The 24,373-nt window shown below is 66.2% G+C and carries 23 protein-coding genes; 18 read left to right on the top strand and 5 right to left on the bottom strand.

Features of this window, described 5'->3' with window-relative positions; genetic code table 11:
• The first annotated feature begins 31 nt into the window (after positions 1–31).
• From VH88_RS10495 to VH88_RS15390, 17 genes are all read left to right on the top strand, one after another.
• Entirely contained in the window at positions 32–628 is a 597-nt protein-coding gene (locus VH88_RS10495) for a DUF4142 domain-containing protein (RefSeq protein WP_045811211.1), read from the top strand.
• Positions 629–854: 226 nt separating this feature from the next.
• Positions 855–1,718 carry a 30S ribosomal protein S2 gene (gene rpsB, locus VH88_RS10490; RefSeq protein ID WP_045811210.1) on the top strand — a complete coding sequence of 288 codons (864 nt, stop codon included), beginning with the start codon at positions 855–857 and terminating at the stop codon, positions 1,716–1,718.
• A 111-nt stretch (positions 1,719–1,829) separates the two neighbouring features.
• Positions 1,830–2,771, top strand: coding sequence for a translation elongation factor Ts (tsf, locus tag VH88_RS10485; RefSeq protein WP_039247421.1), 942 nt, complete (start codon positions 1,830–1,832; stop codon positions 2,769–2,771).
• 127 nt (positions 2,772–2,898) lie between these two features.
• Complete coding sequence (gene pyrH, locus VH88_RS10480) at positions 2,899–3,633, top strand: UMP kinase (RefSeq protein WP_045811327.1); 735 nt, start codon at positions 2,899–2,901, stop codon at positions 3,631–3,633.
• Between the two features lie 38 nt (positions 3,634–3,671).
• On the top strand, positions 3,672–4,229 hold the full coding sequence (frr, locus tag VH88_RS10475; RefSeq protein ID WP_017503964.1) for a ribosome recycling factor: 558 nt from the start codon (positions 3,672–3,674) through the stop codon (positions 4,227–4,229).
• A gap of 37 nt (positions 4,230–4,266) precedes the next feature.
• Positions 4,267–5,040 carry a polyprenyl diphosphate synthase gene (uppS, locus tag VH88_RS10470; protein ID WP_045811209.1) on the top strand — a complete coding sequence of 258 codons (774 nt, stop codon included), beginning with the start codon at positions 4,267–4,269 and terminating at the stop codon, positions 5,038–5,040.
• Entirely contained in the window at positions 5,040–5,858 is an 819-nt protein-coding gene (locus VH88_RS10465) for a CDP-archaeol synthase (RefSeq protein ID WP_045811208.1), read from the top strand. Before uppS ends, VH88_RS10465 begins: the two co-directional genes overlap by 1 nt.
• Positions 5,855–7,051 carry a 1-deoxy-D-xylulose-5-phosphate reductoisomerase gene (gene dxr, locus VH88_RS10460; RefSeq protein ID WP_045811207.1) on the top strand — a complete coding sequence of 399 codons (1,197 nt, stop codon included), beginning with the start codon at positions 5,855–5,857 and terminating at the stop codon, positions 7,049–7,051. The genes VH88_RS10465 and dxr overlap by 4 nt, the downstream gene beginning before the upstream one ends.
• Positions 7,052–7,078: 27 nt before the next feature.
• Positions 7,079–8,296 (top strand): RIP metalloprotease, encoded by a 1,218-nt coding sequence (locus VH88_RS10455; RefSeq protein ID WP_045811206.1) that lies wholly within the window; start codon positions 7,079–7,081, stop codon positions 8,294–8,296.
• Between the two features lie 29 nt (positions 8,297–8,325).
• Complete coding sequence (bamA, locus tag VH88_RS10450) at positions 8,326–10,785, top strand: outer membrane protein assembly factor BamA (protein ID WP_082064458.1); 2,460 nt, start codon at positions 8,326–8,328, stop codon at positions 10,783–10,785.
• A gap of 32 nt (positions 10,786–10,817) precedes the next feature.
• Positions 10,818–11,423, top strand: coding sequence for an OmpH family outer membrane protein (locus VH88_RS10445; protein WP_045811205.1), 606 nt, complete (start codon positions 10,818–10,820; stop codon positions 11,421–11,423).
• A gap of 7 nt (positions 11,424–11,430) precedes the next feature.
• Positions 11,431–12,444: a UDP-3-O-(3-hydroxymyristoyl)glucosamine N-acyltransferase gene (lpxD, locus tag VH88_RS10440; RefSeq protein WP_045811204.1), complete on the top strand. Its 1,014-nt coding sequence runs from the start codon at positions 11,431–11,433 to the stop codon at positions 12,442–12,444.
• Positions 12,441–12,935 carry a 3-hydroxyacyl-ACP dehydratase FabZ gene (gene fabZ / locus VH88_RS10435; protein ID WP_045811203.1) on the top strand — a complete coding sequence of 165 codons (495 nt, stop codon included), beginning with the start codon at positions 12,441–12,443 and terminating at the stop codon, positions 12,933–12,935. Before lpxD ends, fabZ begins: the two co-directional genes overlap by 4 nt.
• Positions 12,935–13,723, top strand: a complete 789-nt coding sequence (gene lpxA, locus VH88_RS10430) for an acyl-ACP--UDP-N-acetylglucosamine O-acyltransferase (protein ID WP_045811202.1) — start codon at positions 12,935–12,937, stop codon at positions 13,721–13,723. The genes fabZ and lpxA overlap by 1 nt, the downstream gene beginning before the upstream one ends.
• Entirely contained in the window at positions 13,720–14,559 is an 840-nt protein-coding gene (locus VH88_RS10425) for an LpxI family protein (protein ID WP_045811201.1), read from the top strand. Before lpxA ends, VH88_RS10425 begins: the two co-directional genes overlap by 4 nt.
• Complete coding sequence (lpxB, locus tag VH88_RS10420) at positions 14,556–15,725, top strand: lipid-A-disaccharide synthase (protein ID WP_045811200.1); 1,170 nt, start codon at positions 14,556–14,558, stop codon at positions 15,723–15,725. The genes VH88_RS10425 and lpxB overlap by 4 nt, the downstream gene beginning before the upstream one ends.
• 2 nt (positions 15,726–15,727) lie before the next feature.
• On the top strand, positions 15,728–16,720 hold the full coding sequence (locus tag VH88_RS15390; RefSeq protein ID WP_052689552.1) for an FUSC family protein: 993 nt from the start codon (positions 15,728–15,730) through the stop codon (positions 16,718–16,720).
• A gap of 56 nt (positions 16,721–16,776) precedes the next feature.
• Here VH88_RS15390 and gltA read toward each other — a convergent pair whose 3' ends face one another.
• Positions 16,777–18,078, bottom strand: coding sequence for a citrate synthase (gene gltA / locus VH88_RS10410; RefSeq protein ID WP_045811199.1), 1,302 nt, complete (start codon positions 18,076–18,078; stop codon positions 16,777–16,779).
• A 66-nt stretch (positions 18,079–18,144) separates the two neighbouring features.
• Positions 18,145–19,560, bottom strand: coding sequence for a glutamate--tRNA ligase (gltX, locus tag VH88_RS10405; RefSeq protein WP_045811198.1), 1,416 nt, complete (start codon positions 19,558–19,560; stop codon positions 18,145–18,147).
• Between gltX and VH88_RS10400 the strand changes: the two genes are divergently transcribed.
• A complete protein-coding gene (locus tag VH88_RS10400) occupies positions 19,559–21,745 on the top strand; it encodes a ComEC/Rec2 family competence protein (protein ID WP_045811197.1) in 2,187 nt (728 codons plus the stop codon). The two genes, gltX and VH88_RS10400, sit on opposite strands and share 2 nt — an antisense overlap.
• On the opposite strand, the gene lexA is transcribed toward VH88_RS10400, so the two are convergent.
• From lexA to trpD, 3 genes are all read right to left on the bottom strand, one after another.
• Complete coding sequence (gene lexA, locus VH88_RS10395; RefSeq protein WP_039247444.1) at positions 21,726–22,424, bottom strand: transcriptional repressor LexA; 699 nt, start codon at positions 22,422–22,424, stop codon at positions 21,726–21,728. The genes VH88_RS10400 and lexA overlap by 20 nt on opposite strands.
• 118 nt (positions 22,425–22,542) lie before the next feature.
• The gene (gene trpC / locus VH88_RS10390; protein ID WP_045811196.1) at positions 22,543–23,337 is read right to left on the bottom strand and encodes an indole-3-glycerol phosphate synthase TrpC; all 795 of its coding nucleotides are present in this window, start codon (positions 23,335–23,337) and stop codon (positions 22,543–22,545) included.
• Complete coding sequence (gene trpD / locus VH88_RS10385; protein ID WP_045811195.1) at positions 23,334–24,371, bottom strand: anthranilate phosphoribosyltransferase; 1,038 nt, start codon at positions 24,369–24,371, stop codon at positions 23,334–23,336. Before trpD ends, trpC begins: the two co-directional genes overlap by 4 nt.
• Positions 24,372–24,373: the final 2 nt, after the last annotated feature.

Raw genomic sequence — 24,373 nt, 5'->3', positions numbered from 1 at the left:
GGTTTGGTCAGTCCATAGGGAGACTGTTCCAATGAAATATCTCGCCATCGCCAGCGTCGCCTCGCTGGCCCTTCTCGCCGCCTGCAACCAGGGTGGCGACAGCGCCGCCCAGAACACCAGCGAAGCGGTCAACGCCACCCAGGACGCCACGTCCGGCGTCGTCGGCCAGACCTCGGCCATGACCATGGGCGCCAACACCGTCGACGGTTTCGTCACCGGTCTGGGCACCGGCAACATGTATGAGCTGGAAGCCGCCAAGATCGCCGCCGCCAAGTCCAAGAATGCGGACGTGAAGGCCTTGGCCGCCATGATCACCAAGGATCACACCGCCGCCGGCGAGAAGCTGGCCGCCGCCCAAGCGACCGCCGCGCCGAACGTCGCCATCCCCACGACGCTGGACGAACGCCGCAAGGGCCTTATCGACAATCTGAATGCTGCGACGCCGGACGACTTCGACAAGGTCTATCTGGACCAGCAGGTCGCCGCCCACAATGAGACGCTGACGCTGCTGAACGGCTTTGCCGACAACACCGAAGCGCCCGCCCTCGCTACCCTGGCGCGCGAGCTGGTGACGCCCGTCACTACACACCGTGACCGCGCCCGCACCCTGCTGGACGCAATGAAGTAGAAGCAGCCGTCGCGTTGGTGACCAAAGGCGGTCCCGAAAGGGGCCGCCTTTTCCGCATTTGCAGGGCTGCGCTTGCTATTGCGGCCCATCCGGCCTACATGGCCCCCGCATTTCGCAACGCGGGAGAGGCGCGCTTCGGGGAGACATCCCGATCCGCACCATTCCGAGGGTCTTTAGACCTTTAATCCCCCGCGCCACGTTTGATCGGAAAAAGGACTGAACGATCATGGCTCTGCCTGAATTCTCGATGCGCACCCTGCTTGAAGCAGGCGCTCACTTCGGCCACCAGACGCACCGCTGGAACCCGAAGATGGACCGCTACATCTTCGGCTCGCGCTCGAACATCCACATCATCGACCTGTCGCAGACGATGCCGCTGTTCCACCAGGCTCTGGTGGCCGTGCGCGAAGTCGCCGCCAAGGGCGGTCGCGTTCTGTTCGTCGGCACCAAGCGCCAGGCCGCAGAGCCGGTCGCGGAAGCCGCCAAGCGCTGCGCCCAGTACTACATGAACAACCGTTGGCTCGGCGGCACGCTGACCAACTGGCGCACCGTGTCGGGCTCGATCGCTCGTCTGCGTGAGCTGGAAGGCATTCTGGAAAACGGCGGCGAAGGCCGCGTCAAGAAAGAGCTGCTGAACCTGCAGCGCGAGAAGGACAAGCTGGAACTGTCGCTGGGCGGCATCAAGGACATGGGTTCGATCCCGGACATCATGTTCGTGATCGACACCAACAAGGAAGCGATCGCGATCCAGGAAGCCCGCAAGCTGAACATCCCGATCATCGCCATCCTGGACACCAACTCGGACCCGGACGGCATCACCTATCCGGTCCCCGGCAACGACGACGCCGCCCGCGCCATCCAGACCTACTGCGATCTGATCGCCGACGCCGTCCTGGACGGCCTGGCCGCCGGCGCTTCGGCCTCGGGTATCGACCTGGGCGCTTCGGAAGCTCCGGGCGAGCCGATGCTGCGTGAAGCCTCGGCCCCCAAGGCTGAAGCCGAAGCCGCGCCGGCCGGCACGGAAGGCGCCGCCGCCGAACTGGAAGCCGCTGCTGAGCCGGCTGCCGAAACCGAGAAGGCCGAGGGCTGATCGCCCGCCGGGCGGCGTTCGCGTTCTTGAGCGCCGCCTGACGAACTGACACACGGCCGGGCTAAATCAGTCCGGCCGTTCCCACATACGAAATCCCCCAAGGAGAAGAACATGGCCGAGATCACTGCCGCCCTCGTGAAGGAGCTTCGCGAGCGTTCGGGCGTCGGCATGATGGACTGCAAGAAGGCGCTGGTCGAAAACGACGGCAACATCGAAGCAGCAATCGACTGGCTGCGCGCCAAGGGCCTGTCCAAGGCCGCCAAGAAGGCCGACCGCGTCGCCGCCGAAGGTCTGGTCGCCGTCGCGTCGAAGGAAGACGGCAAGGGCGAAGTCGCCGCCGCCATCGAGTTCAACGCCGAAACCGACTTCGTCGCCCGTAACGAGCTGTTCCAGAACGCCGCCAAGTCGTTCGCCCAACTGGGTCTGGAGCACCACTCGGTCGAGGCCCTGCACGGCGCCGAACTGGAAGCCGGCAAGACGGTCCAGGACGAAGTGACCAACATGATCGCCACCATCGGCGAGAACATGCAACTGCGCCGCGCCGCCCGCCTGTCGGTGTCGGAAGGCGTCGTCTCGACCTACGTCCACAACGCGGTTTCGCCGGGCGTCGGCCGCATCGGCGTGCTGGTGGCTCTGGAAGGCGAGGGCGACAAGACCGCGCTTCGCGAACTGGGCCGCAAGATCGCCATGCACGTCGCCGCCACCGCGCCGCTGTCGCTGAACACCGACGACCTGGACCCCGCCGCCATCGAGAAGGAACGCGCCGTTCTGATCGAAAAGGCCAAGGAAGAAGGCCGCCCGGAAGCCATGATCGAAAAGATCGTGGAAGGTCAGATCAACAAGTTCCAGAAGGACGTGGTGCTGTCCAAGCAGCCGTTCGTCATGGATCCGGACGTAACCATCGAACAACTGGTCGCCAATTCGGCCAAGGAACTGGGCTCCTCCAACCTGCACCTGGCCGGCTTCGTCCGCCTGGCGCTGGGTGAAGGCGTCGAGAAGGTCGAAGGCCCCGACTTCGCGTCGGAAGTCGCCTCCATGATGGGCGGCAACTAAAAAACATTCCCCTCATTCGTGAGGGTTTTGTATCAGAAGGGCGCGTTCGGCTTTGATGGCCGGCGCGCCTTTCGTCTATAAGAAGCCGCCTGATTCAATGGCGCCGCAGTCAAACGGACCTTCCCGCATGCCCGACGCCCCCTCGACCTTCCGCTACAAACGCGTCCTGCTGAAGGTTTCGGGCGAGGTGCTGATGGGCGACCAGTCGTTCGGCGTCGATATGAAAACGGTCGATGCGGTGGCCAAGGCCGTCGCGGATGTCGCGGCCGAGGGCGTGGAAATCTGCCTGGTCATCGGCGGCGGCAACATCTTCCGCGGTCTGTCCAAGGCGGCGGCCGGCATGGAGCGCGCCCAGGCCGACTATATGGGCATGCTGGCGACCATCATGAACGCGCTCGCCATGCAATCGGCGCTGGAGAAGATCGGCGTCTCGACCCGCGTGCAGAGCGCCATTCCGATGGCCGCCATCGCCGAACCCTACATCCGTCGTCGCGCTCTGCGGCACTTGGAGAAAGGCCGGGTCGTGATCTTCGCCGCCGGCGTGGGCGCACCGTTCTTCACCACGGACTCGGGCGCGGCGCTGCGTGCGGCCGAAATGGGCTGCGACGCCCTGCTGAAGGGCACCAGCGTGGACGGGGTCTACACCGCCGACCCGAAGAAGGATCCTGACGCGACGCGGTACGAGACGCTGTCCTATCAGGACGTGCTGGCCAAGGATCTGCGGGTCATGGACGCCTCGGCCATCGCCATGATGCGCGACACGGGCATACCGATCGTGGTCTTCTCCATTCGGGAAGACAATTCGCTGCGCCGGACCCTGACCGGCGAAGGCACGTTCACGGTCATTCAGGACGTCGCCTGACGTTCGCCTGACCTGGAAAGACAAGAGAGACCAAGACCATGGCAAAGCCTGACCTCAAGACCTATCGCGACCGCATGGATCGCTCCGTCGCCGCCCTGAAGGAAGAGTTCAGCGGTCTGCGCACTGGCCGGGCCAACGCCGGCCTGCTGGAGCCCGTGCGGGTCGAAGCCTACGGCTCGGCCTCGCCCCTGACCGCCGTCGCCGCCATCAGCGTGCCTGAGCCCCGGATGCTGAGCGTCAACGTTTGGGACAAGGGCATGGTGGTCGCCGTCGAAAAGGCGATCCGCAACGCCAACCTGGGCCTGAACCCGATCGTGGACGGCCAGACGCTGCGCATTCCGGTGCCGCCTCTGACCGAGGAACGCCGCAAGGACCTGGTCAAGTTGGCCGGCAAATACGCCGAGCAGCAGAAGATCTCGGTTCGCAACGTCCGCCGCGACGCCAACGACGACCTGAAGAAGGCCGAGAAGGCCGGCGAGATCAGCCAGGACGAGCAGAAGAAGATGGAGACCGAGGTCCAGAAGGACACCGACGCGGCCATCAAGCGCATCGACGAGACCTTGAAGACCAAGGAACAAGAGATCATGCAGGTCTGAGGCGAAACGGCTGGGTCCGGAAGGGATCGCACGACAGATGACGGCAGACCGCGCCGCGCCTTCAGGCCAAAGCCCAGACAAGCAGGGTCAGGACGGCCCGCGCCACGTCGCCATCATCATGGACGGCAATGGACGCTGGGCGAAGGCGCGCGGCCTGCCGCGGGCCTTGGGGCACCGCGAAGGCGTTCAAGCGCTGAAGCGCACCATCCAGGCGGCGCCGGATCTGGGCATCGATTGCCTGACGGTGTTCGGCTTCTCGACCGAAAACTGGAGCCGTCCCGAGGACGAGGTGTCGGACCTGATGGGCTTGGTGCGGTCTTACGTCGCCAGCGATCTGGCCCGGCTAACCAAGGCCGGCGTGCGGCTGAAGATTCTGGGGCGACGCCAGGGACTGCCGGCCGATATCGCCGCCATCATCGAACGGGCCGAGGTCCAGACCGCCCATAACGATCGCTTCCTGTTGCAGGTCGCCTTCAACTACGGCGGTCGCGCGGATCTGGTGGACGCGGCGCGTCGCCATATGGAGCGGGTGCTGGCGGGCGAGACGGTCGAGCCTTTCAACGAAGCGATCCTGACAGCCGGGCTGGCCACGGCGGGCTCGCCGCCGCTGGACCTGATCGTGCGCACATCGGGCGAGCAGCGGCTGTCGAACTTCCTGTTGTGGGAGGCCGCCTACGCCGAGCTCGTGTTCCAGGACATTCTGTGGCCCGACTATGGCCCCAAGGCCCTGGCCGAGGCGATTTCGGCCTTTGGTCAGCGCGATCGCCGTTTCGGCGGACGCGTGATCGCGCCTGAGCGCGCGACGGCTTGATGGCGGTCAAGGGTCGGGATATCGCCCTCAGGGCTGCGTCCGCCGTCGTGCTGGCGCCCGCAGCCGTCGCTGCGACGTGGGGCGGCGGCGTGTGGTTCCTGGCGCTGATGATCGTCGCCAGCGTCGTCCTGGCGTTTGAATGGGCGGCGATGAGTGCGCCGCATGCACGCCGCGTCATGGGCGGCGCGGTCAGCTTCGGCGTCGTGGCGGCGGTAATCAGCGCCCATTTCGGCGCCATGTCCGTCGCCTTCATCATGCTGGTGTTCGGCGCGGTCGCGGCCGGGGTCTATGCCCGTAGTCGAGGGCAGGAGGCGCTGGATGCCGCCTATGGCGTCCTCTATCTCGGCTGGCCTTCGGTTCTGCTGATCTGGCTGCGCGATGTCGACAGTTTGATCGGGCTGCACTGGACCGTGCTGGTGTTCGCCGTCGCCTGGTCGGCCGACATCGTGGCCTATCTGGCGGGATCCACCTTTGGCGGACCCAAGCTGTGGCCGCGCTTTTCACCGAACAAGACCTGGTCCGGGTTCATCGGCGGCGTTGCGGCCGGCGCGGTTGCGGGGGCCGTCATGACGGCCTGGGTCAATATGGGCGCTTTGAGCGTCGTTTGGGGGGCGGTGCTGGGCTTGGCGGCGGCCTTGGCGACCATGGCGGGGGACCTGTGGGAATCGGCGCTAAAGCGACGGTTCGGGGTCAAGGATGCGGGCAACACCATTCCGGGCCACGGCGGCCTGCTGGACCGTGTCGATGGTTTGATGTTCGCGGTCGTGGTCGTCGCGGCGGGCCGACTGCTCGTCCTGATGCTGGAGCGAGGGGCGTGATCCGGCGTCGCGTCACCGTACTTGGCGCGACCGGATCGGTCGGCGCCTCCACACTGGACCTGATGGCTCAAGCCGAGGCGACGGGCACGGGCGCGTTCGAGGTCGAGGCCCTGACAGGCGGCGCCAATATCGCCAAACTGGCCGAGCAAGCCAGGCGCTGGCGGCCCAAGCTGGCCGTGACCGCCGATCCGGCTCGGTTGGGAGAGCTGCGCGACGCCTTGTCCGGCACGGACGTTGCTGTCGCCGCCGGCGACGCCGCCATCGTCGAGGCGGCGACGCGACCTGTCGATTGGATCATGGCGTCCATCGTCGGGGCGGCGGGTCTGAAGTCCGCCTGGGCGGCGGCGGGAACGGGCGCGACCTTGGCGTTGGCCAACAAGGAAAGCCTGGTCTGCTGCGGCCCCGCCTTGATCGAACGGGTCAAGCGGGCAGGGGGGCGCTTGATCCCCGTCGATTCCGAACACTCCGCCATCTTCCAGGTGTTTCCGGCCGAAGCGCCTGAGCGGGTGGCCAAGCTGATCCTGACCGCATCAGGCGGACCGTTCCGCCAGACTTCGCGCGAGCAGATGGTCGGCATCACGCCCGAACAGGCCGTCGCCCACCCCAACTGGAGCATGGGGGCCAAGATTTCGGTCGACAGCGCCACCATGGCCAACAAGGGCCTAGAGATGATTGAGGCGGCCTATCTGTTCGATATGCCGCAGCATCGGATCGACGTCGTCGTGCACCCCGAATCGATCATCCACAGCCTTGTGGAATATGTGGATGGTTCGACCCTGGCCCAGATGGGACCGCCGGATATGCGCACGCCGATCGCCTGCGCCCTGGCCTGGCCGGACCGGATCGCGTGGCCGGCGCCCAAGCTGGATCTGGCTGAGCTAGGTCGGCTGACGTTCCAAGCGCCGGATCTGACGCGCTTTCCCGCCCTCGATCTGGCGCGTCAGGCCCTGAAGGCGGGCGGCGCGACGCCAGCCGTGTTCAACGCCGCCAACGAGGTCGCCGCCTTCGCCTTCCTTGACCGCAAGCTGGCGTTTCTCAATATTGCCGCAGTCGTCGCCGAAACCCTTGAGCGTGCGACGAAAGCGGGGATGGCTTTCGGTTCTGGAGACGCTTGCGGCGCGGCCCTCTCGGTCGACGCCGAGACGCGTCGAATGGCCGAGACCGTCATCGCCGGCCTTGCGAATGCGGCTTGACAGCAGGCCAGGGGAGACGATTTTCGAATGCTGGGCGTCCTGGGTCAGGTCCTGATCTCCATCGCCTCGTTCCTGCTGGTGCTGACCTTCATCGTCACCATCCACGAACTGGGTCACTTCCTTGTCGCGCGCGCCTTTGGCGTGAAGGTGGACCGGTTTGCGGTCGGCTTCGGCAAGGCCGTGGCCAGCCGCACGGACCGTCACGGCATCGAATGGCGTCTCGGCTGGCTGCCGCTGGGCGGCTATGTGAAGTTCTCGGGCGATCTGGATGCGTCCAGCGTGCCTGATCGGGCCGGGCTGGACGAACTGCGTCGCCGTGTGGTCGCCGAGCGTGGACCGGGCGCCGAGCGCGATTATTTCCACTTCAAGCCGGTGTGGCAGCGCGCCCTGATCGTCGCGGCCGGACCCATGGCCAACTTCATCCTGGCCATCACCATATTCGCCGTCGTCTTCATGGCCGTCGGCGTGTCCTTGCGCCCCGCGCGCGTCGCGCAGGTCCAGGCGGGATCGCCCGCCGCCGCCGCCGGATTCCAGGTCGGGGACCTGATCACCGAGGTAAACGGCAAGGCTATCAAGGACGGCAGCGCGGTCACCCGCACCGTCATGCTCTCGACCGGTGATCCCGTGCGTTTCACGGTCGAGCGCGCCGGGCGTCCGGTCGAACTGGTCGCCACGCCTGAACGCCGTGAGGAAAACGATCCCATCGCCGGACGGGTCAAGGTCGGCCGTATCGGCCTGGGGCTGGGCTCGTCGGCCGGGGATGTCCGCCACGTGCGTTACGGCCCTGTCGACGCCGTGGTGGAGGGTGCGCGCCAGACGGCCGACGTCATCGGCTCGACCCTGACTTACCTCGGACGCCTGGCGACCGGCCGCGAGTCGGGCGATCAGTTCAGCGGTCCGCTGGGCATGGCCAAGGCGACGGGCTCGCTGACCACGGCCGCGGTCGAAGCCAATCCAGCGCCTGGCGCCATGGCGATCAACCTGATCCTGACGCTGACAACCTTGGCCGCCATACTTTCGATCGGAATCGGCTTTCTAAATCTGCTTCCCATTCCGGTCCTCGACGGCGGGCATCTGCTTTTCTACGGCTATGAGGCTGTGGCGAAACAGCCTGTGTCGGCGCGGTTCCAGGAGATGGGCTATCGTGCAGGCCTTGCGCTTTTGGCGGGATTTATGTTGTTCGCAACGTGGAACGACCTACAGAAGCTCAATATCTTCCAATTCCTCGGCGGGCTCGTCTCGTGAGCCGACGCCAGCCCCCGACGGTTTCCCGAATGAATGACATGACCTCTCGCGCCGCCGTTCGACTGAGCGCCCGCTCCAGCCTGCTGGCTCTGGCGGTCGCTGCTGGGCTGGGCGCGCCCGCGCTGGCGCAGACTGCGCCGGCCCAGACCGCGCCGGCGACGACGACGCCCGCTGCGCCGGCTCAAACGCCAGCCCAGACGGCCCCGGCGAGCGCTGCCGAACCGCGTGTCGAGATCGCTGCGCCGCAGACGATCACGATCAATCGCATCATCGTGCAGGGCGCGCAGCGGATCGACCAGACGACGGTCCTCTCCTATCTGCCGATCCGCCCCGGTGACGCGGTGGACGCCTCGGTGCTGGACGTCGCGGTTCGCACCCTGTCGCGCACGGGCCTGTTCGCCGATGTGCAACTTGGTATCCAGAACGGCGACCTGATCGTCCAGATCGTCGAGAACCCGATCATCAACCAGGTGGTGTTCGAGGGAAACAAGGCGCTGTCGAAGGACAAGTTGACCAAGGAAGTCACCTTGGCGCCGCGCGGCATCTATACCCGCGCCAAGGTTCAGGAGGACGTCGGCGCGATCGTCGAACTGTATCGCCTGCAGGGCCGCATCTCTGCGACCGTCACGCCCAAACTGGTCCAGTTGGAACAGAACCGCGTCGATGTAATCTTCGAAATCAACGAAGGCCCGCAGACCGGCATCAGCGCCATCAACGTGCTGGGTAACGAGGCGTTTTCGGATCGCGACGTGCGCGGCGTGATGGTCACCGAGAAATCGACCTGGTGGAAGTTCTTCTCAAACAACGACAACTACGACCCCAATCGCCTGGAATACGATCAGGAACAGCTGCGGAAGTTCTACACCAACCGCGGCTATTACGACTTCCGCGTGGTGTCCTCGGTCGCCGAACTGCAGCCAGACGATCAGGCGTTCCAGCTGACTTTGACGCTGAACGAAGGCGACAAGTACAACTTCGGTGAGATCAAGGTCGTCACCCAGAACGACCGCCTGAACGCCGACTTCCTCAAGGCTCTGGTGCCGATCCGGGAAGGCCAGCTGTACGAGAGCGACAAGATCGAACAGGCGGTCGACGCCCTGACGTTCGCGGCCGGTTCGGCCGGTTACGCCTTCGTCGAGATCAATCCGACCTACAAGGCCAATCCCGAGACGGACACGGTCGATGTGACCTTCAACGTGTCCGAGGGCCAGCGCGTCTATATCGATCGCATCAATGTGGTCGGCAACACCCGCACGATCGACCCGGTCATTCGCCGCGAACTGCTGCTGACCGAGGGCGACGCCTTCAACCGCGCCCTGATGGAGCGCTCGCGCAACAACCTGCGCGCTCTGGGCTTCTTCAAGGACGTGACGGTCGAGGAAACGCGCGGCAGCGCACCGGACCGTTCGGTCATCAACGTCAACGTTCAGGAGCAGCCCACCGGCGAACTGTCTGTCGGCGCGGGCTTCAGCTCCGTTGATTCCTTCACAGTCAACCTGGGGATTTCAGAGCGGAACTTCCGTGGGCGCGGTCAGAACGTGGTCGCCCGTTTGGAGTGGGGCTCGCTGCGTCAACAGGTCGACTTCCGCTTCACCGAGCCGAAGTTCCTCGGCCGTGATCTGCGCGCCGGCTTCGACCTGTTCCACTCGCGTTATGACCTGAGCCAATATTCGTCATACGACTATCGTTCGACAGGCGGCGGGCTGCGTCTGTCCTATCCATTGAACGGCAATATGCTGCTCAGCACCCGCTACTTCCTGAAGTCCGATGAGATCATCGTGCCGGACGGCTATTGCACCGGCGTGGGTCAGGGCTCCTCCGCCCTGTGCGATCAAGTGGGCAGCTTCATCAACTCGTCGGCCGGCTATACGCTGCAGGTCAACTACACCAACGATCCGATCCGTCCGACACGCGGTTGGGCCGGCTCGCTGCGTCAGGACCTCGCGGGCCTGGGCGGCGACGTGAACTATGTGAAGACCGAGGCCGATGCGAGCTGGTACTACGGCTTCACGCCCAACTGGATCGTCAGCGTTCAGGGTTCGACCGGCTACGTCAGCGGCTGGAACGGCGATCCGATCCGCATCAACGACCGCTTCTTCAAGGGCGGCAACAGCTTCCGCGGCTTCGAGACAGCCGGTATGGGGCCGCGCGATCTGACTACGACCGATGCGCTGGGCGGCAACTTCTACGCCATCGGCACGGTGGAGTTGACCCTGCCGAACTATCTGCCCGAGCAATACGGCATCAAGACCTCGCTGTTCGCCGATGTCGGCACGCTGGGCGTCCTGGACGATCGCTACAAGCTGACGTCCACCGGCACGGTGAACACCAACATCGCCGATGAGCTGTCGTTGCGCGCGTCGGCGGGTGTCAGCATTCACTGGAAGTCGCCGATGGGTCCGATCCGCTTCGACATCTCCAAGGTTCTGTCCAAAGAAGATTACGACAAGACGGAATCCTTCCGCTTCTCGACCTCCACTCAGTTCTAATCGCGGCTTTTTCGACCGCACGAGGAAACACCATGAAAGCTCTGATCATCGCGGCGACCGCCGCTGCTTCGCTCATCGCCACCGCCGCCTCGGCGCAACAGGCCGGCGCGCCCGCCAACCCCGGCCCGGTCATTCCCGGCGTCTGCGTCTATTACAATGCGCGTCTTCTGGCCCAGTCGTCGGCCGGCCAGGCCGTCGAAGCCCGCATGCAGCAGCTGGCCCAAGAAGTTCAGGGCGAGCTGCAACCTTATGCAACTCAGATCCAAACCGAAGCCCAGCAGCTGCAATCGGCGGGCTCCAGCCTGCCGGCCGACCAACTGCAACAGCGCCGTCAGGCCCTGCAGCAGCGCGCTCAAGAAGCCCAGCAGCTGGAAGCCACCCGTGAAAACGAGCTGCGCTACACCCTGGGCATGCAGCGTCAGGCCATCACCGAGGCCGTCTCGCCGATCCTGACCGCCCTGTATCAGGAGAAGGGCTGCGGCCTGCTGCTGGACCGCGAGAGCGTCTTCATGATGAACCCGGCCATGGACGTCACCGATCTGGCGATCCAGCGCCTGAACACGGCCCTGCCGACGCTGAGCTTCAACCGTATGGCCGTGCCGGCGCAGACGCAGGCTCAACCGGCCGCCGCCAACTAAGTCGTCGATGCCCGATTCCCGCTTTTTCGAAACCCTGTCACCCCTCAGCGTCGCCGATCTGGCGGCGCAGATCGGCGGCGAGGTCGAGCGGGGCGGGGATCGCATGATCGCCTCCGTCGCGCCCTTGTCCTCTGCGGACGGGGGCGCGATCGCGTTTTTGGGCGACCGCAAGTTCGCCGCCGCGCTGGCGACGACCCAGGCCGGCTGCGTTATCGTGCCGGCTGAGGCCAAGGACGCCGCGCCGTCGTCCGCCGCCGTCATCGCCTCGCGCACGCCTCAAGCCGCCTGGGCCAAGGCGTCGTTGGCGCTGCATCGGCCCATACTCCTGGATAAAGCGATCAGCCGCGACGAGGCGGCCGAGGACGACAGCGTCGTGGTCGAACCCGGCGCGATCCTGGGGCAGGGCGTCCGCATCGGTCGCGGGTCTCGCATCGGCGCCAACAGCGTCATCGCGCCCGGCGTGCAGATCGGCCGCGATTGCGTGATCGGGGCCAACGTCAGCGTGGCCTTTGCGCTGATCGGCGACCGGGTGAAGCTGTATGCCGGCGCCCGGATCGGCGAAGCGGGCTTCGGCGCCACGGGAACGGCGGCGGGGGTCATGGATATTCCCCAACTGGGCCGCGTCATCCTTCAGGACGGCGTGACGGTGGGCGCCAACTCGTGCATCGACCGCGGGGCCTATGACGACACGGTCATCGGCGAGAACACCAAGATCGATAATCTGGTCATGGTCGGCCACAACTGCGTCATTGGTCGCAACTGCCTGCTGGTCGCCAATACCGGCATCTCGGGCTCTGTGACCGTGGGCGACAATGTCATCTTCGGCGGCAAGGCGGGGATCGGAGACCACATCACGATCGGCGACGGCGCGCGCGTCGCGGCCGGCGCCGGCGTGCTGGCCGATGTTCCTGCCGGCGAGACCTGGTCGGGTTATCCGGCGCGTCCGATCCGACAGTTCTTGCGCGAGACGGTCTGGCTCGCCAAACAGGCCTCATCGAAGAAGGCTCCGAAGGAATCATAGGGATGAGCGACACGACTGCCGTCGAAGGCAAGATCGATTACGCCGAGGTGATGCGGCGGCTGCCGCACCGTTATCCCTTCCTGCTGGTGGACAAGGCCGAAGACTTCGTGCCCGCGACGTCGATCGTCGGCATCAAGAACGTTACCCACAACGAGCCCTTCTTCCCCGGTCACTTCCCGATCGATCCCGTCATGCCCGGCGTGCTGATCGTCGAGGCCATGGCCCAGACCGGCGCCCTGCTGATGTCCAAGACGCTGGATGTCGCCGTGGCCGACAAGGTCATCATGTTCATGTCGATCGACGGAGTTCGCTTCAGAAAGCCCGCGCGGCCAGGCGACCAGCTCCGTATGGAGGTCAAGGTGATCCGCGCGCGGGGTGACGCCTACAAGTTCCGGGGCGAGACCTTCATCGACGGCAAGCTGGCGGCCGAAGCCGAGTTCATGGCGATGGTCGTGACTGTGCCTGCTCCGGCACCTGGGCCGGCGGCCTGATGACCGTTCATCCCACGGCTCTGATCGACGCGACGGCGACCCTGGCCGAGGGAGTCGAGGTCGGCCCCTGGTGCACGGTCGGGCCGAATGTTGTGCTGGGCGACAATGTGCGTCTGGTCAGCCATGTCGTGGTCCAGCAGGACACGACGGTCGGGGCCGGGACGGTCATCCACCCGTTCGCCGTCATCGGCGGCGACCCGCAGCACAATGGCTACAAGGGCGAAACGGTTCTGCTGGAGATCGGCGAGAACAACCTGATCCGCGAGCACTGCACGTTCAATCGGGGCACGCCGCAAGGGACGGGGGTGACGGTCGTGGGGTCGAACAATCTGTTCATGACCGGCGCCCACGTCGGCCACGACTGCGTCGTCGGCGACAATGTGGTCATGGCCAACAACGCGACCCTGGGCGGTCACGCCCAGGTCGGGGACAAGGTGTTCCTGGGCGGACTGTGCGCGGTGCACCAGAACGGCCGCGTCGGGCAGGGCGCGATCATCGGCGGCCTGGCGGCGGTGACGCGCGACGTCATCCCCTATGGCTCGGCCTGGGGCAATCATGCGCGGCTGCGTGGGCTGAATCTGATCGGCCTTAAGCGCAAGGGCTACGGCAAGGATCAGGTGCGGCGTCTGCTTGCAGCCTATCGCGATCTGTTCGAGAGCGACGGCGAGTTCGCCGGTCGGATCGATGGCGTAGCGGAACGCTATGCCGACCTGCCCGAGATCATGGAGATCATCGCCTTCATCCGCGACGGCGGGCGGCGTCCGCTGTGCCTGCCCAACGCGGAATGAGCGCGGCTGGAAAGCTGGGTCTGATCGCCGGCGGCGGCGATCTGCCGGCGGCTGTCGCGGCGCGTTGCGATACGCTCGGGCGGCCGGTTTTCGTGATCCGTCTGGCGGGGTTCGCCGATGAACATCTGGCGCGCTGGCCCGGCGCCGAGTTCGGCATGGCGCAGATCGGCGCGATCCTGAAGACGTTGAAGTCAGAGCGCTGCACGACCGTGTGTCTGGCGGGCATCGTCAATCGGCCGGATTTCAAAGCGTTGAAACCCGACTTTAAAGGAGCGACCCTGTTGCCGGGCATCGTCGCCGCCGCCTCCAAAGGCGATGACGCCCTGCTGCGCAAGATCCTGTCGGTGTTCGAGGCCGAAGGCTTCGCCGTCGAGGGCGCCGACGACATACTGGGCGGCGAAACGCTTGGCGCGGGCGCCTTGGGCGCGGTCTCGCCGACCGACGAGCAGCTAGCCGATCTGAAGAAGGCGCTGCATGTCGCCGAAAGATCAGGTGAACTGGATATCGGACAGGGCGCCGTGGTCTGTGACGGCCTGGTCCTTGCGGTCGAGGCGCAGGAAGGCACGGACGCCATGCTGACCCGCGTCGCCGATCTGCCCGCCGACTTGCGTGGAGCGGTTGATAGCCCCAGAGGCGCGCTCGGCAAGGCGCCCAAGCCGATCCAGGATCTGCGCGTCGATATGCCCGTGATCGGGCCGCGCACTGTCGAAATGGCGGCGGCGGCGGGTCTGGCGGGCATCGGCGGTGTGGCCGGACGTTTGATTCTGATCGACCGTCCGGCCATCGTTGAGACGGCCGATCGGTTGGGTCTGTTCGTCTGGGGCGAGGATCGGTGAGCCGTCCGCTGAAGATCATGCTGGTGGCGGCTGAGGCTTCGGGCGATGCGCTGGGCGCCGGTCTGGCCAAGGCGTTGAAGGCGCGGTTGGGGGACGATGTGGCCTTTGTCGGCGTCGGCGGGCCCAAGATGACGGCTGAAGGCGTCGCCAGCCCGTTCGATATCGCCGAACTGTCGATCCTGGGCTGGATCGAGGGCTTGCGCGCCTATGGCAAGGTCAAGCGGCGCGTCGAGCAGACGGCGGCTCTGGCCGAGCGGGAAAAGCCTGACGCCGTGGTGCTGATCGACAGTTGGGGCTTCACGATCCGTGTGGCCAAGGCGATTCGGGCCGCGCGCCCGGACCTGCCGCTGATCAAATACGTCGGGCCTCAGGTCTGGGCCTCGCGGCCGGGCCGGGCCAAGACCTTGGCGGGCGCCGTCGATCATCTTCTGGCCCTTTATGGCTTTGATGCGCCCTGGTTCGAGCGCGAGGGCCTGCCGACGACTGTGGTCGGTTCGTCGGCGCTTCATGTGAATGTCGATGCTGCGGACGGTGCAGCGTTTCGTGCGCGTCGTGGGATCGCCGCCGATGCGCAGCTTCTCCTAGTGCTGCCCGGCAGCCGGCCCAGCGAGATCACGCGGATGGCCCCCGTTTATGAGGCGACGGTCAGAAAACTGAAGACCACGAACCCGGGCCTGGAAGTCGCCGTAGTCGCCGCGGGGACGGTCGCTCAGGATGTTGCGGCCCGCGTCGCCGCCTGGCCCTTCCGCGTTCACCTGGTCGACGAAGCCGAAAAATATGACGCCATGCGCGCCGCGACCATCGCCCTGGCCACCAGCGGCACCGTGTCGACCGAACTGGCGCTGGCGGGCGCGCCGATGGTCATCGCCTACAAGATCGACGGGCTGAGCTATCAGCTGATGAAGCGGTTCGTGACCGCCAAGCACATCACACTGTTCAATGTCGCGGCTGACGACCGGATCGCGCCCGAGTTCATTCAGCACGAGGCGACCCCGGCCATCCTGACGGCGGCGGTTGGGCGGCTGTTGGCCGACCCGGCCCTGGCGACCGAACAGGCGCGTCGCCAGACGGCGGCCTTGGATCTGATGGGGCGCGGAGGCCCGGATCCGTCCGAACTGGCTGCCGACGCCGTGCTCAGGGTCATCGCCGCCAAATCGGCGAACTGACGATGGCGCGGGCGCTCAGTCCGCGACGTGCGGCCGAGGTCCGCGCCGCGCTGCAGATGGCGGTGGGCGCGATGGCCGCGCTCTATCTCGCGACCTGGCTGAACCTGCCGCACCCGTACTGGAGCGTGATTTCCGCCATCGTCGTCATTCAGGCGAGCGTCGGCGGCGGCGTCCTGACCGTTGCGCGCGACCGGGCCATCGGTACGGCGACCGGAGCGCTGGCGGGGGCGGTCTTCGCCTTCCTTCGTCCGCCGGGCCTGGAAAGCATGGCGCTGAGCATCGCCGTCTCCGCCGGGCTGCTGGCCTTCCTGGCAGGCGGGCGGCCTTGGCTGAAGGTCGCGCCCGTGACGGCGACCATCGTCATCGCCGGCGGGACGGGCGCGGAAGGGCCGGCGTCCCTCGCGCTGGATCGGGTGATGGAAATCTTGGTCGGCAGCGGCGTGGGCGTGCTGGCGATCCTGGCCCTGTTCCCGCGCCATGCCAGGCAGTCCTTCAAACTTCAGGCGCGCGAGGCGGCGGGCGAGGCGGCGGCGCTGCTGGCTCTGGTGTCTAAGGCCGACCCGGAGGATGCGTCCGAGATTTCGCGCCGTCATGCCGATCTGAAGCGGCGGCTGGATGCGTTGGGTCAGGCCGCCAAGAACGTCATCGATCTCCCCGGTCCGCAACGTGAGACCGCCGACCGGGCTGCGCTCGTGCGCGCCTTCTGGCGCGTGCGCAGCGACATCGTCATCCTGGGGCGCGGTTTCCAGGCCGAGGGTGCGGGCGCCCGGCTGGATCCCTGGTCACAGGATGCGGAGCGCGCGGTGGAGCAACTCAAGGCTCTGTCTCAGGGCAGGGCCGCCCAGCCCATGGGCGCGATCGACCAAAGCCTGGCCCTCTCCATGGCTGTCGAGGGCGACGACGTGGCTCTGGGGGCTGCTGCGATCGGCGTGGCCCATATGCACCGTGATCTGGACGACCTGGCCGCCCGGTTCGCGGATTTGAAGCTGGTCTGACGACAAAGAAAAACGCCGGGGATGTCTCCCCGGCGTTTCGCATTCTAGCCTTCGTCTCAGCCGCGCTGTTCGATCGGCACGTAATCGCGCTGGGTCGGGCCCGTGTAGAGCTGACGCGGGCGACCGATCTTCTGCGACGGATCGGCCATCATTTCCTGCCACTGCGAGATCCAGCCCACGGTGCGGGCCAGGGCGAACAGGACGGTGAACATGGTGGTCGGGAAGCCCATCGCCGACAGCGTGATGCCCGAATAGAAGTCGACGTTCGGGAACAGCTTGCGCGAGGTGAAGTATTCGTCCGACAGGGCGACCTTCTCCAACTCCTTGGCGACCAGGAACAGCGGATCGTTTTCGCGGCCCGTGGCGGCCAGCACTTCATAGGCCGACTGCTGCATGACCTTCGCACGCGGGTCGTAGTTCTTGTACACGCGGTGGCCGAAGCCCATCAGCTTGTACTTGCGGTCCTTCACGCCCTGAATGAACTCCGGGATCTTGTCCGGGGTGCCGATTTCCTTGAGCATCGTCAGCGCTTCTTCGTTGGCGCCGCCGTGCGACGGGCCCCACAGGCAGGCGATGCCGGCGGCGATACAGGCGAACGGATTGGCGCCCGACGAACCGGCCAGACGCACGGTCGAGGTCGAGGCGTTCTGCTCGTGGTCGGCATGCAGGGTGAAGATGCGGTCCATGGCGCGGACCAGGGCCGGATCGACGTGATAGTCCTCGGCCGGCACGGCGAAGCACATGCGCAGGAAGTTCTCGGCGTAGGACAGGTCGTTGCGCGGCGAAACGAACGGCTGGCCAATATGGTATTTGTAGGCGCGGGCCGCGATCGTGGGCATCTTGGCGATCAGGCGAATGGCCGAGATGTCACGCTGGATCGGATCGTGGATGTCCAGGCTGTCGTGATAGAAGGCCGACAGGGCGCCGACGGTGCCGACCATGATCGCCATCGGGTGGGCGTCGCGGCGGAAGCCTTCGAAGAAGCGATCGAACTGGCTGTGCAGCATCGTGTGGGTGGTGATGCTGTTTTCGAACTTCTCATACTGAGCGGCGGTCGGCAGTTCGCCGTGCAGCAGCAGGTGGCAGACCTCCACGAAGTTCGACTTCGACGCCAGCTGGTCGATCGGATAGCCGCGGTGCAGCAGCACGCCGGCGTCGCCGTCGATATAGGTCAGAGCCGATTCACAGGCCGCCGTCGAGGTGAAGCCGGGATCGAAGGTGAAGGCGCCCGTTCCCGCATAGAGTTTGCGGATGTCGATGACGTCCGGGCCGGTGGAGCCCGAAAGGACCGGCAACTCGATCGTCTTGTCCTCGAAGGACAGGGTCGCCGAGCCGGCGGGTTTGGCTTGTTCAGTCATGAATGCCCCTTTGCATCACACGTCCAGGCGCGGGGAGGCGTCGGCCGCTTTTTGGTTTGTGGGTGATCACTTAGTCTGTTGCAGCGCATCATCCAAGCGCCCGAGACTTTCGTCGCGCCCAAGAGCCGACAAAGTTCGTGCAATATCAGGTGATGTTGACCCTGCGGTAAGCGCCGCGCGCATCGGCGGGCCGATTTTTCCGAACCCGACGCCCTCGGATTCCGCAAAGGCCTTGAGCTCGGCTTCCAGTGCGAAGACATCCCAGGATTGGAACAGGGACAGCCGTTCGCGCAAGCGGGCGAGGCGATCCAGCGTCTCACCGGACAGCAGCGCCTGCGCCTTGTCGTCCAGGGTCAGCGGGCGCGATTTCAGCACGAAGGCGGTTTGGTCGGTTAGATCGAGGATCGTCTTGGCGCGGTCCTTGACGAAAGGCATGGCGCGCTGGAGGCGGGCTTCGTCCGCCTCCGCCAGGGCGTGGCCCTTCAGCAGATGCGCATCCAGCGTCAGCTTGGCGAGCCGTTCATCGTCGGCGAGGCGCAGCCAGTGCGAATTGACGTGGGCCAGTTTATCGAAGTCCAGACGGGCCGGCGCCTTGCCGATGCCGGCGAGATCGAACCATGCGATGGCCTGGGCGTCGCTGAACAGTTCGTCGTCGCCGTGCGCCCAGCCCAGGCGGGCCAGATAGTTGCGCATGGCCTCGGGCAAATAGCCCATCTCGGCATATTCATGCACCGCCTGGGCGCCGTGACGCTTCGACAACTTCGCGCCGTCCGGTCCGTGGATCAGGGGGATGTGGGCGAAGGTCGGGCGCGTCCAGCCCAGCGCATCGTAGATCAGGCTCTGGCGCGCGGCGTTGTTCAGATGATCGTCGCCGCGAATGACGTGGGTCACGCCCATGTCGTGGTCGTCCACGACGACGGCGAGGTTATAGGTCGGCGCGCCGTCCGAACGCAGCAGCACCAGATCGTCCAAGTCGTCGGTCGACCAGTTCACGTCGCCCTGGACCTCATCGGCCACCGTGACCGTCGTCGCCTTTGGCCGACGGAAGCGCACGACGTGCGGCAGCGCCAGGTCGTCCACGGTCGGCTCACGGTCGCGCCAGGGCGATTCGAAAGTGCGCTTTTCAGCCTTGGCCTCGTCACGCAGACGACCGGTCTCCTCGGCCGAGGCGAAGTCGCGATAGGCATGGCCGGTTTCGAGCAGTTGATCGACCACCTCGCGGTGGCGGTCGGCCCGGCTGAACTGAAACACTGGCTCGTCGTCGGAGAACAGCTCCAGCCAGCTCAGACCATCGAAGATGGCCTTCACCGCCTCATCGGTCGAACGTTCGCGGTCGGTATCCTCGACACGGATCAGGAAACGTCCAGCGTGTCGCTTGGCGTACAGCCAGTTGAACAAAGCGGTTCTCGCCCCGCCGATATGCAGATAGCCTGTCGGCGAGGGGGCGAAGCGGGTGACGACAGTCGAGGAAGGTGAGGTCATGGGGGAGGGGTCCGTAAGCGAGGCCCTTATACGCCCCGATGCGGCAAAACCTACCCCCGCTGCGCGATTGCGCGCCTGGCTGGACGCCGAGGTCGCCGCCCAGACCCTGAGATGGCGGCTATGGGCGCCGGTCGCATTCGGCGCGGGCAGCGGCGTCTATTTCGCCCTGCGAGCCGAACCGGTCTTGTGGCCCTTGTTGCTGGGCGCCGCCTTGGCCTTTGGGCTGTGGGTCGTGGCGCGCCGGCGTGGCGGGTCGCGGCGCCTGACCTGGCTGCTCTTGATGCTGGCCTGCGTTTCAGGCGGGCTGGCGGTAGCCAAGGTGCGCACCGAAGCCGTCGCCGCGCCGATCGCGCCCGTCCTCAGCGAACCGACCGTGATCGAAGCCTGGGTCGCCGATGTCGACAGCCCGGGTCAGCGCGGCGCGCGGGTCGTGATCGCGCCGGTCTGGATTCGCGGACTGACGCCCGAGCAGACGCCGGTGCGCTTGCGGGCGACGGTGCGGGGCGATCCGCCGCGGCCCGGCGAAGCGATCCGACTGTTCGGCATTTTGAATCCGCCGCCGGCGCCGGCCAGCCCCGGCGCCTACGATTTCGGGCGCAATGCCTTCTTTCAGGGGATGGGCGGCGTGGCGTTCGCCTTGGGTGACACGCGGACGGCCGATCTGGCCCCGCCGCCGTGGCGGCTTCGACTTGAAATGGCGATCAACGGCGCCCGCTTCGCACTGGCCGAGCGGATTGTCGCACGCCTCGGCGAACGAACCGGCGGGATCGCGGCGGCAATGACCACCAGCCATGAAACCTGGATTAGTCAGGAGGACATGGATGTGATGCGCGATTCCGGCCTGGCGCACATCCTGTCGGTATCAGGGCTGCATATGGCCATCGTCGGCGGTTTCGTCTTCTTCGCCGTGCGGCTGGGCGTCGCGACCTGGCCCTGGTTGGCCCTGAGAGTTCACGGCAAGAAAGTCGCGGCCTTGGCGGGCCTCACGGCGGTCGGGGTCTATCTGGTCGTGTCTGGCGCGCCGCCCCCGGCCGAGCGGGCGGCCATCACCGCCTCCATCGCCTTTCTCGCCATCCTGCTGGATCGGCAAGCTGTGACGATGCACGGCCTGGCGGTCGCGGCCTTTATCGTTCTGGCGATACAGCCTGAAGCCATCGTCACGCCGGGCTTTCAGATGTCTTTCGCGGCGACGGCGGCCTTGGTCGCCCTGGTAGAGGCCTGGCCGAAGCGCCCGCGCGAGATATCCGCGCCCTGGCCGATCCTGGCAGTCCAACGGCTGGGCGGTTGGTTGACGGCGGCTGTGGCAGCCAGCGTCGTCGCAGGATTGGCGACGGGACCGTTCGCCATGCAGCATTTCAACCGCACCGCCATGTACGGACTGCTCGCCAATCTCGGCACGTCGCCCGTGGCGGACTTCATCCTGATGCCGGCGCTGGCCTTAGGCGCAGCGCTTGAGCCCTTGGGCCTGGGGGGACCGTTCCTTGCGGTTGCGGGATGGGGCGTCGATCTGATGCTGGCGATCGGCGCCTGGACAGCGGGATTGCCCGGCGCGGTCAGAACCGTCGCCAGCGCTCCGAACTATGTCCTGCCGATCGCCTTTCTGGGCGTGCTGTTCGTTTGTCTGTGGCAGGGCCGCCTGCGCTGGTTGGGACTGCCGTTCGCAGCGGCTGTCTTGATCTGGCCGCGTGCGCCGACGCCGGACCTTTGGATTGGCGATGGCGGGACAAACGCCGCCTTTCATCGTGACCAGGCGGCGGTCGTCGTGCGGCCTGGCGTGCGCGAATTTGCAGTCGATCTCTGGTCACGGAGACGGGGGCTGACCATGACGGATCGCTCAGACACAGGCTGGGTCTGCGACCGCTTTTCCTGTCGGCCGGACACCGATGAGGCCGGTCCCGTGGCGATCTGGTGGGGGCGAAAGTCGCCGAGTTCCGATCAGATGGAGATGTTATGTCGCGCGGCGCCCGTCGTCAGCGTCCGCGCCGTCGTCATCTCAATCCCGAGCGCGTGTCAGGATCGCCTCGTCCTGGACGGCGTGGACTTTGCGCGGGGTGGGGCGGTGGAGTTGTGGCGCGACAGTTCGGGCGAGCCGAACCGGTGGCGCGCGGTGTGGACGGCCGACGTTCGCGGCGACCGCCCCTGGACGCGTCAGTCCGATCCGGAGGTCAGTGATACCGGCGCATGAGGCCGACCAGCTTGCCCTGGACGGCAACCTGATCCGAACCATAAATCTTGGTCTCGTAGTTGCGGTTGGCGGGTTCCAGCGCGATCGACGCCCCCTTCTTGCGGAGGCGTTTCAGCGTCGCCTGCTCGCCCTCCACCAGAGCCACCACGATCTCGCCGGAGGCGGCGTTGTCGGTCGATTTGATCACCACCATGTCGCCGTTCAGGATACCGGCTTCGATCATGGAGTCGCCTTCGATCTCCAGCAGGTAGTGCTCGCCAGAACCCAGCATCGATTCCGGAACCGGATAGCGCGCGGTTTCATGCTCGATCGCGTCGATCGGCGTGCCGGCGGCGATCTTGCCCATCAGCGGCAATTCGCGGGTGTCGTTGGCCGCCATCGGCGCCGCAGGTCTGACACCGCCGCCGCCCTCGATGACGTCGGGCTTGAACCCGGCGCGACCGCGCGGCGCGCCGGCCGTCGCCTGTTCAGGCAGTTTCGTGACTTCCAGGGCGCGGGCGCGGTGAGCAAGACGGCGGATGAAGCCGCGTTCCTCCAGCGCCGTGATCAGCCGGTGAATGCCGGACTTGGAGGCCAGATCGAGCGCCTCCTTCATCTCGTCGAACGAAGGGGAGACGCCGGTCTCCTGGATGCGTTCATGGATGAACATCAGCAGTTCGTGCTGTTTGCGCGTGAGCATCGCCAGGCCCTCATGCGCCCGCCGACGAATCGGAACGGGCCGTGAACATTTGTCGATGTTCTGTAAGTGTTCCTTGCTAATGTCAACTTAACGGCGAGGCTTGCCGCCGCGCCTCGGCTCAGACCGCCAGCAGCTGACGGGTGGCGGCCTCGACATCGGCCTGCCGCATCAGGCTCTCGCCGACCAGGATCGCCTGGGCATGGGCAGCCGAGACGCGCGCCACGTCGTCGGGCGTGAAGATGCCGCTCTCCGCGACAAGCAGAGCGCGCACGGGGCTAAGCATCGACAGCCGCTCCGTGGTTTCCAGATCGACCTCGAACGTGCGCAGCGAGCGATTATTGACCCCCACCAGATCGCCGCCGAGCGCACAGGCGCGCGCCATTTCTTCCTCGTCGTGGGTCTCGATGAGCGCGTCCATGCCAAAGCGTTCGGCTTCCGACAGCAGTTCAGCGGCCAGGTTGTCGTCGATCATGGCGAGGATGATCAGGATGCAGTCGGCGCCAAGGGCGCGGCTTTCGGCGACCTGCCAGGGATCGACGAGGAAATCCTTGCGCAGGCAGGGCAGGGCGACGGCCTCGCGGGCCTGGGCCAGATAGGCGTCGTCGCCCTGGAAGCTGGGGCCATCGGTCAGCACCGACAGACAGGCCGCGCCGCCGGCCTCATAGGCGCGGGCCAGAGCCGGCGGATGGAAATCGGGCCGGATCAGGCCCTTGGAGGGGCTGGCCTTCTTGATCTCGGCGATCAGGGCGGGACGACCAGTTTCCTCGCCTACACGTTCCAAGGCGGCGCGAAAGCCGCGCGGAGCCGATGCGGCGCGGGCCAAGGCTTCGATCGCGTCCTGTGAAGTCGCTGCCTTGCGGGCGGCGACGTCCTCGCGCTTGTAGGCGGCGATGCGGTCCAGAACGTCGGTCATGCGGGCTCTTCGCTTTCCAGCGGCGTGGAGGTGATGCGGGCCAGGCGATCCAGCGCCTCGGCGGCTCGACCGTCGTCAATGGCGGCAGCCGCGAGCGCGACGCCTTCGGCCAGATCGCCCGCGCGATCGGACACAACGAGGGCGGCGGCGGCGTTCAGCAGGACGATGTCGCGGTAGGGTCCGGCCGCGCCGGCCAGAAGCGCGCGCAGGGCGACGGCGTTCTCCTCGGCGTCGCCGCCACGGATGTCTGCGATAGAGGCGCGCGGCAGGCCGGCATCCTCGGGCGTGATCTGGAAGCGACGAACCGCGCCGTCCTTCCATTCGGCGACGTCCGTGGGGCCGGAAGTCGCCAGTTCGTCCAGGCCTTGGCCATGAACGGTCCAGGCGCGTGTGGCGCCGAGCCGGCCCAGCACCTCGGCCAGCGGCTCCAGCAGGCGCGGATCATAGACGCCCATGACCTGTCTCCTTGCAGACGCCGGGTTCGAAAGCGGTCCCAACAGGTTGAAGACGGTGCGAAAACCGATCTCGGCCCGTACCGGTCCGACATGACGCATCGCCCCGTGATAGGCAGGTGCGAACAGGAAGCAGATACCGGCTTCGTCCAGCGCCTTCTTCTGCTGCGCCTGCGACGCCATCAGGTTCACGCCCAGGATCGACAGGACGTCGGAAGAGCCTGATTTCGATGACATTGCGCGGTTGCCATGCTTGGCGACCTTCAGACCGGCGCCGGCCAGAACCAGGGCCGCGGCGGTCGAGATATTGTAGGTGTGGTGACCGTCGCCCCCGGTGCCGCAGGTGTCGATCACCTCATAGGGGTGATCCAGCGTCAGGGCGGCCTCGCGCATGGCGCCCGCGAAGGCGGCGATCTCGTCCACGGTCTCGCCGCGCATCCGCATGGCGGTGACGGCGGCGGCGACCTGCGACGGGGTCGGCTCGCCGCGCAGGCAGGCGGCGAAAAAGTCGTGCGCCTGCTGGGACGTCAGGGGATGGCCCTCGACCAGTCGGGCGAGGATCGGCTTGAACCCGTCGCCCACGA

The sequence above is a fragment of the Brevundimonas sp. KM4 genome (assembly GCF_000964075.1).
Classification (GTDB): domain Bacteria; phylum Pseudomonadota; class Alphaproteobacteria; order Caulobacterales; family Caulobacteraceae; genus Brevundimonas; species Brevundimonas huaxiensis.
The sequence above is the reverse complement of the archived record's forward strand: the minus strand, read 5'-3'. Positions and strand labels throughout refer to the sequence as shown.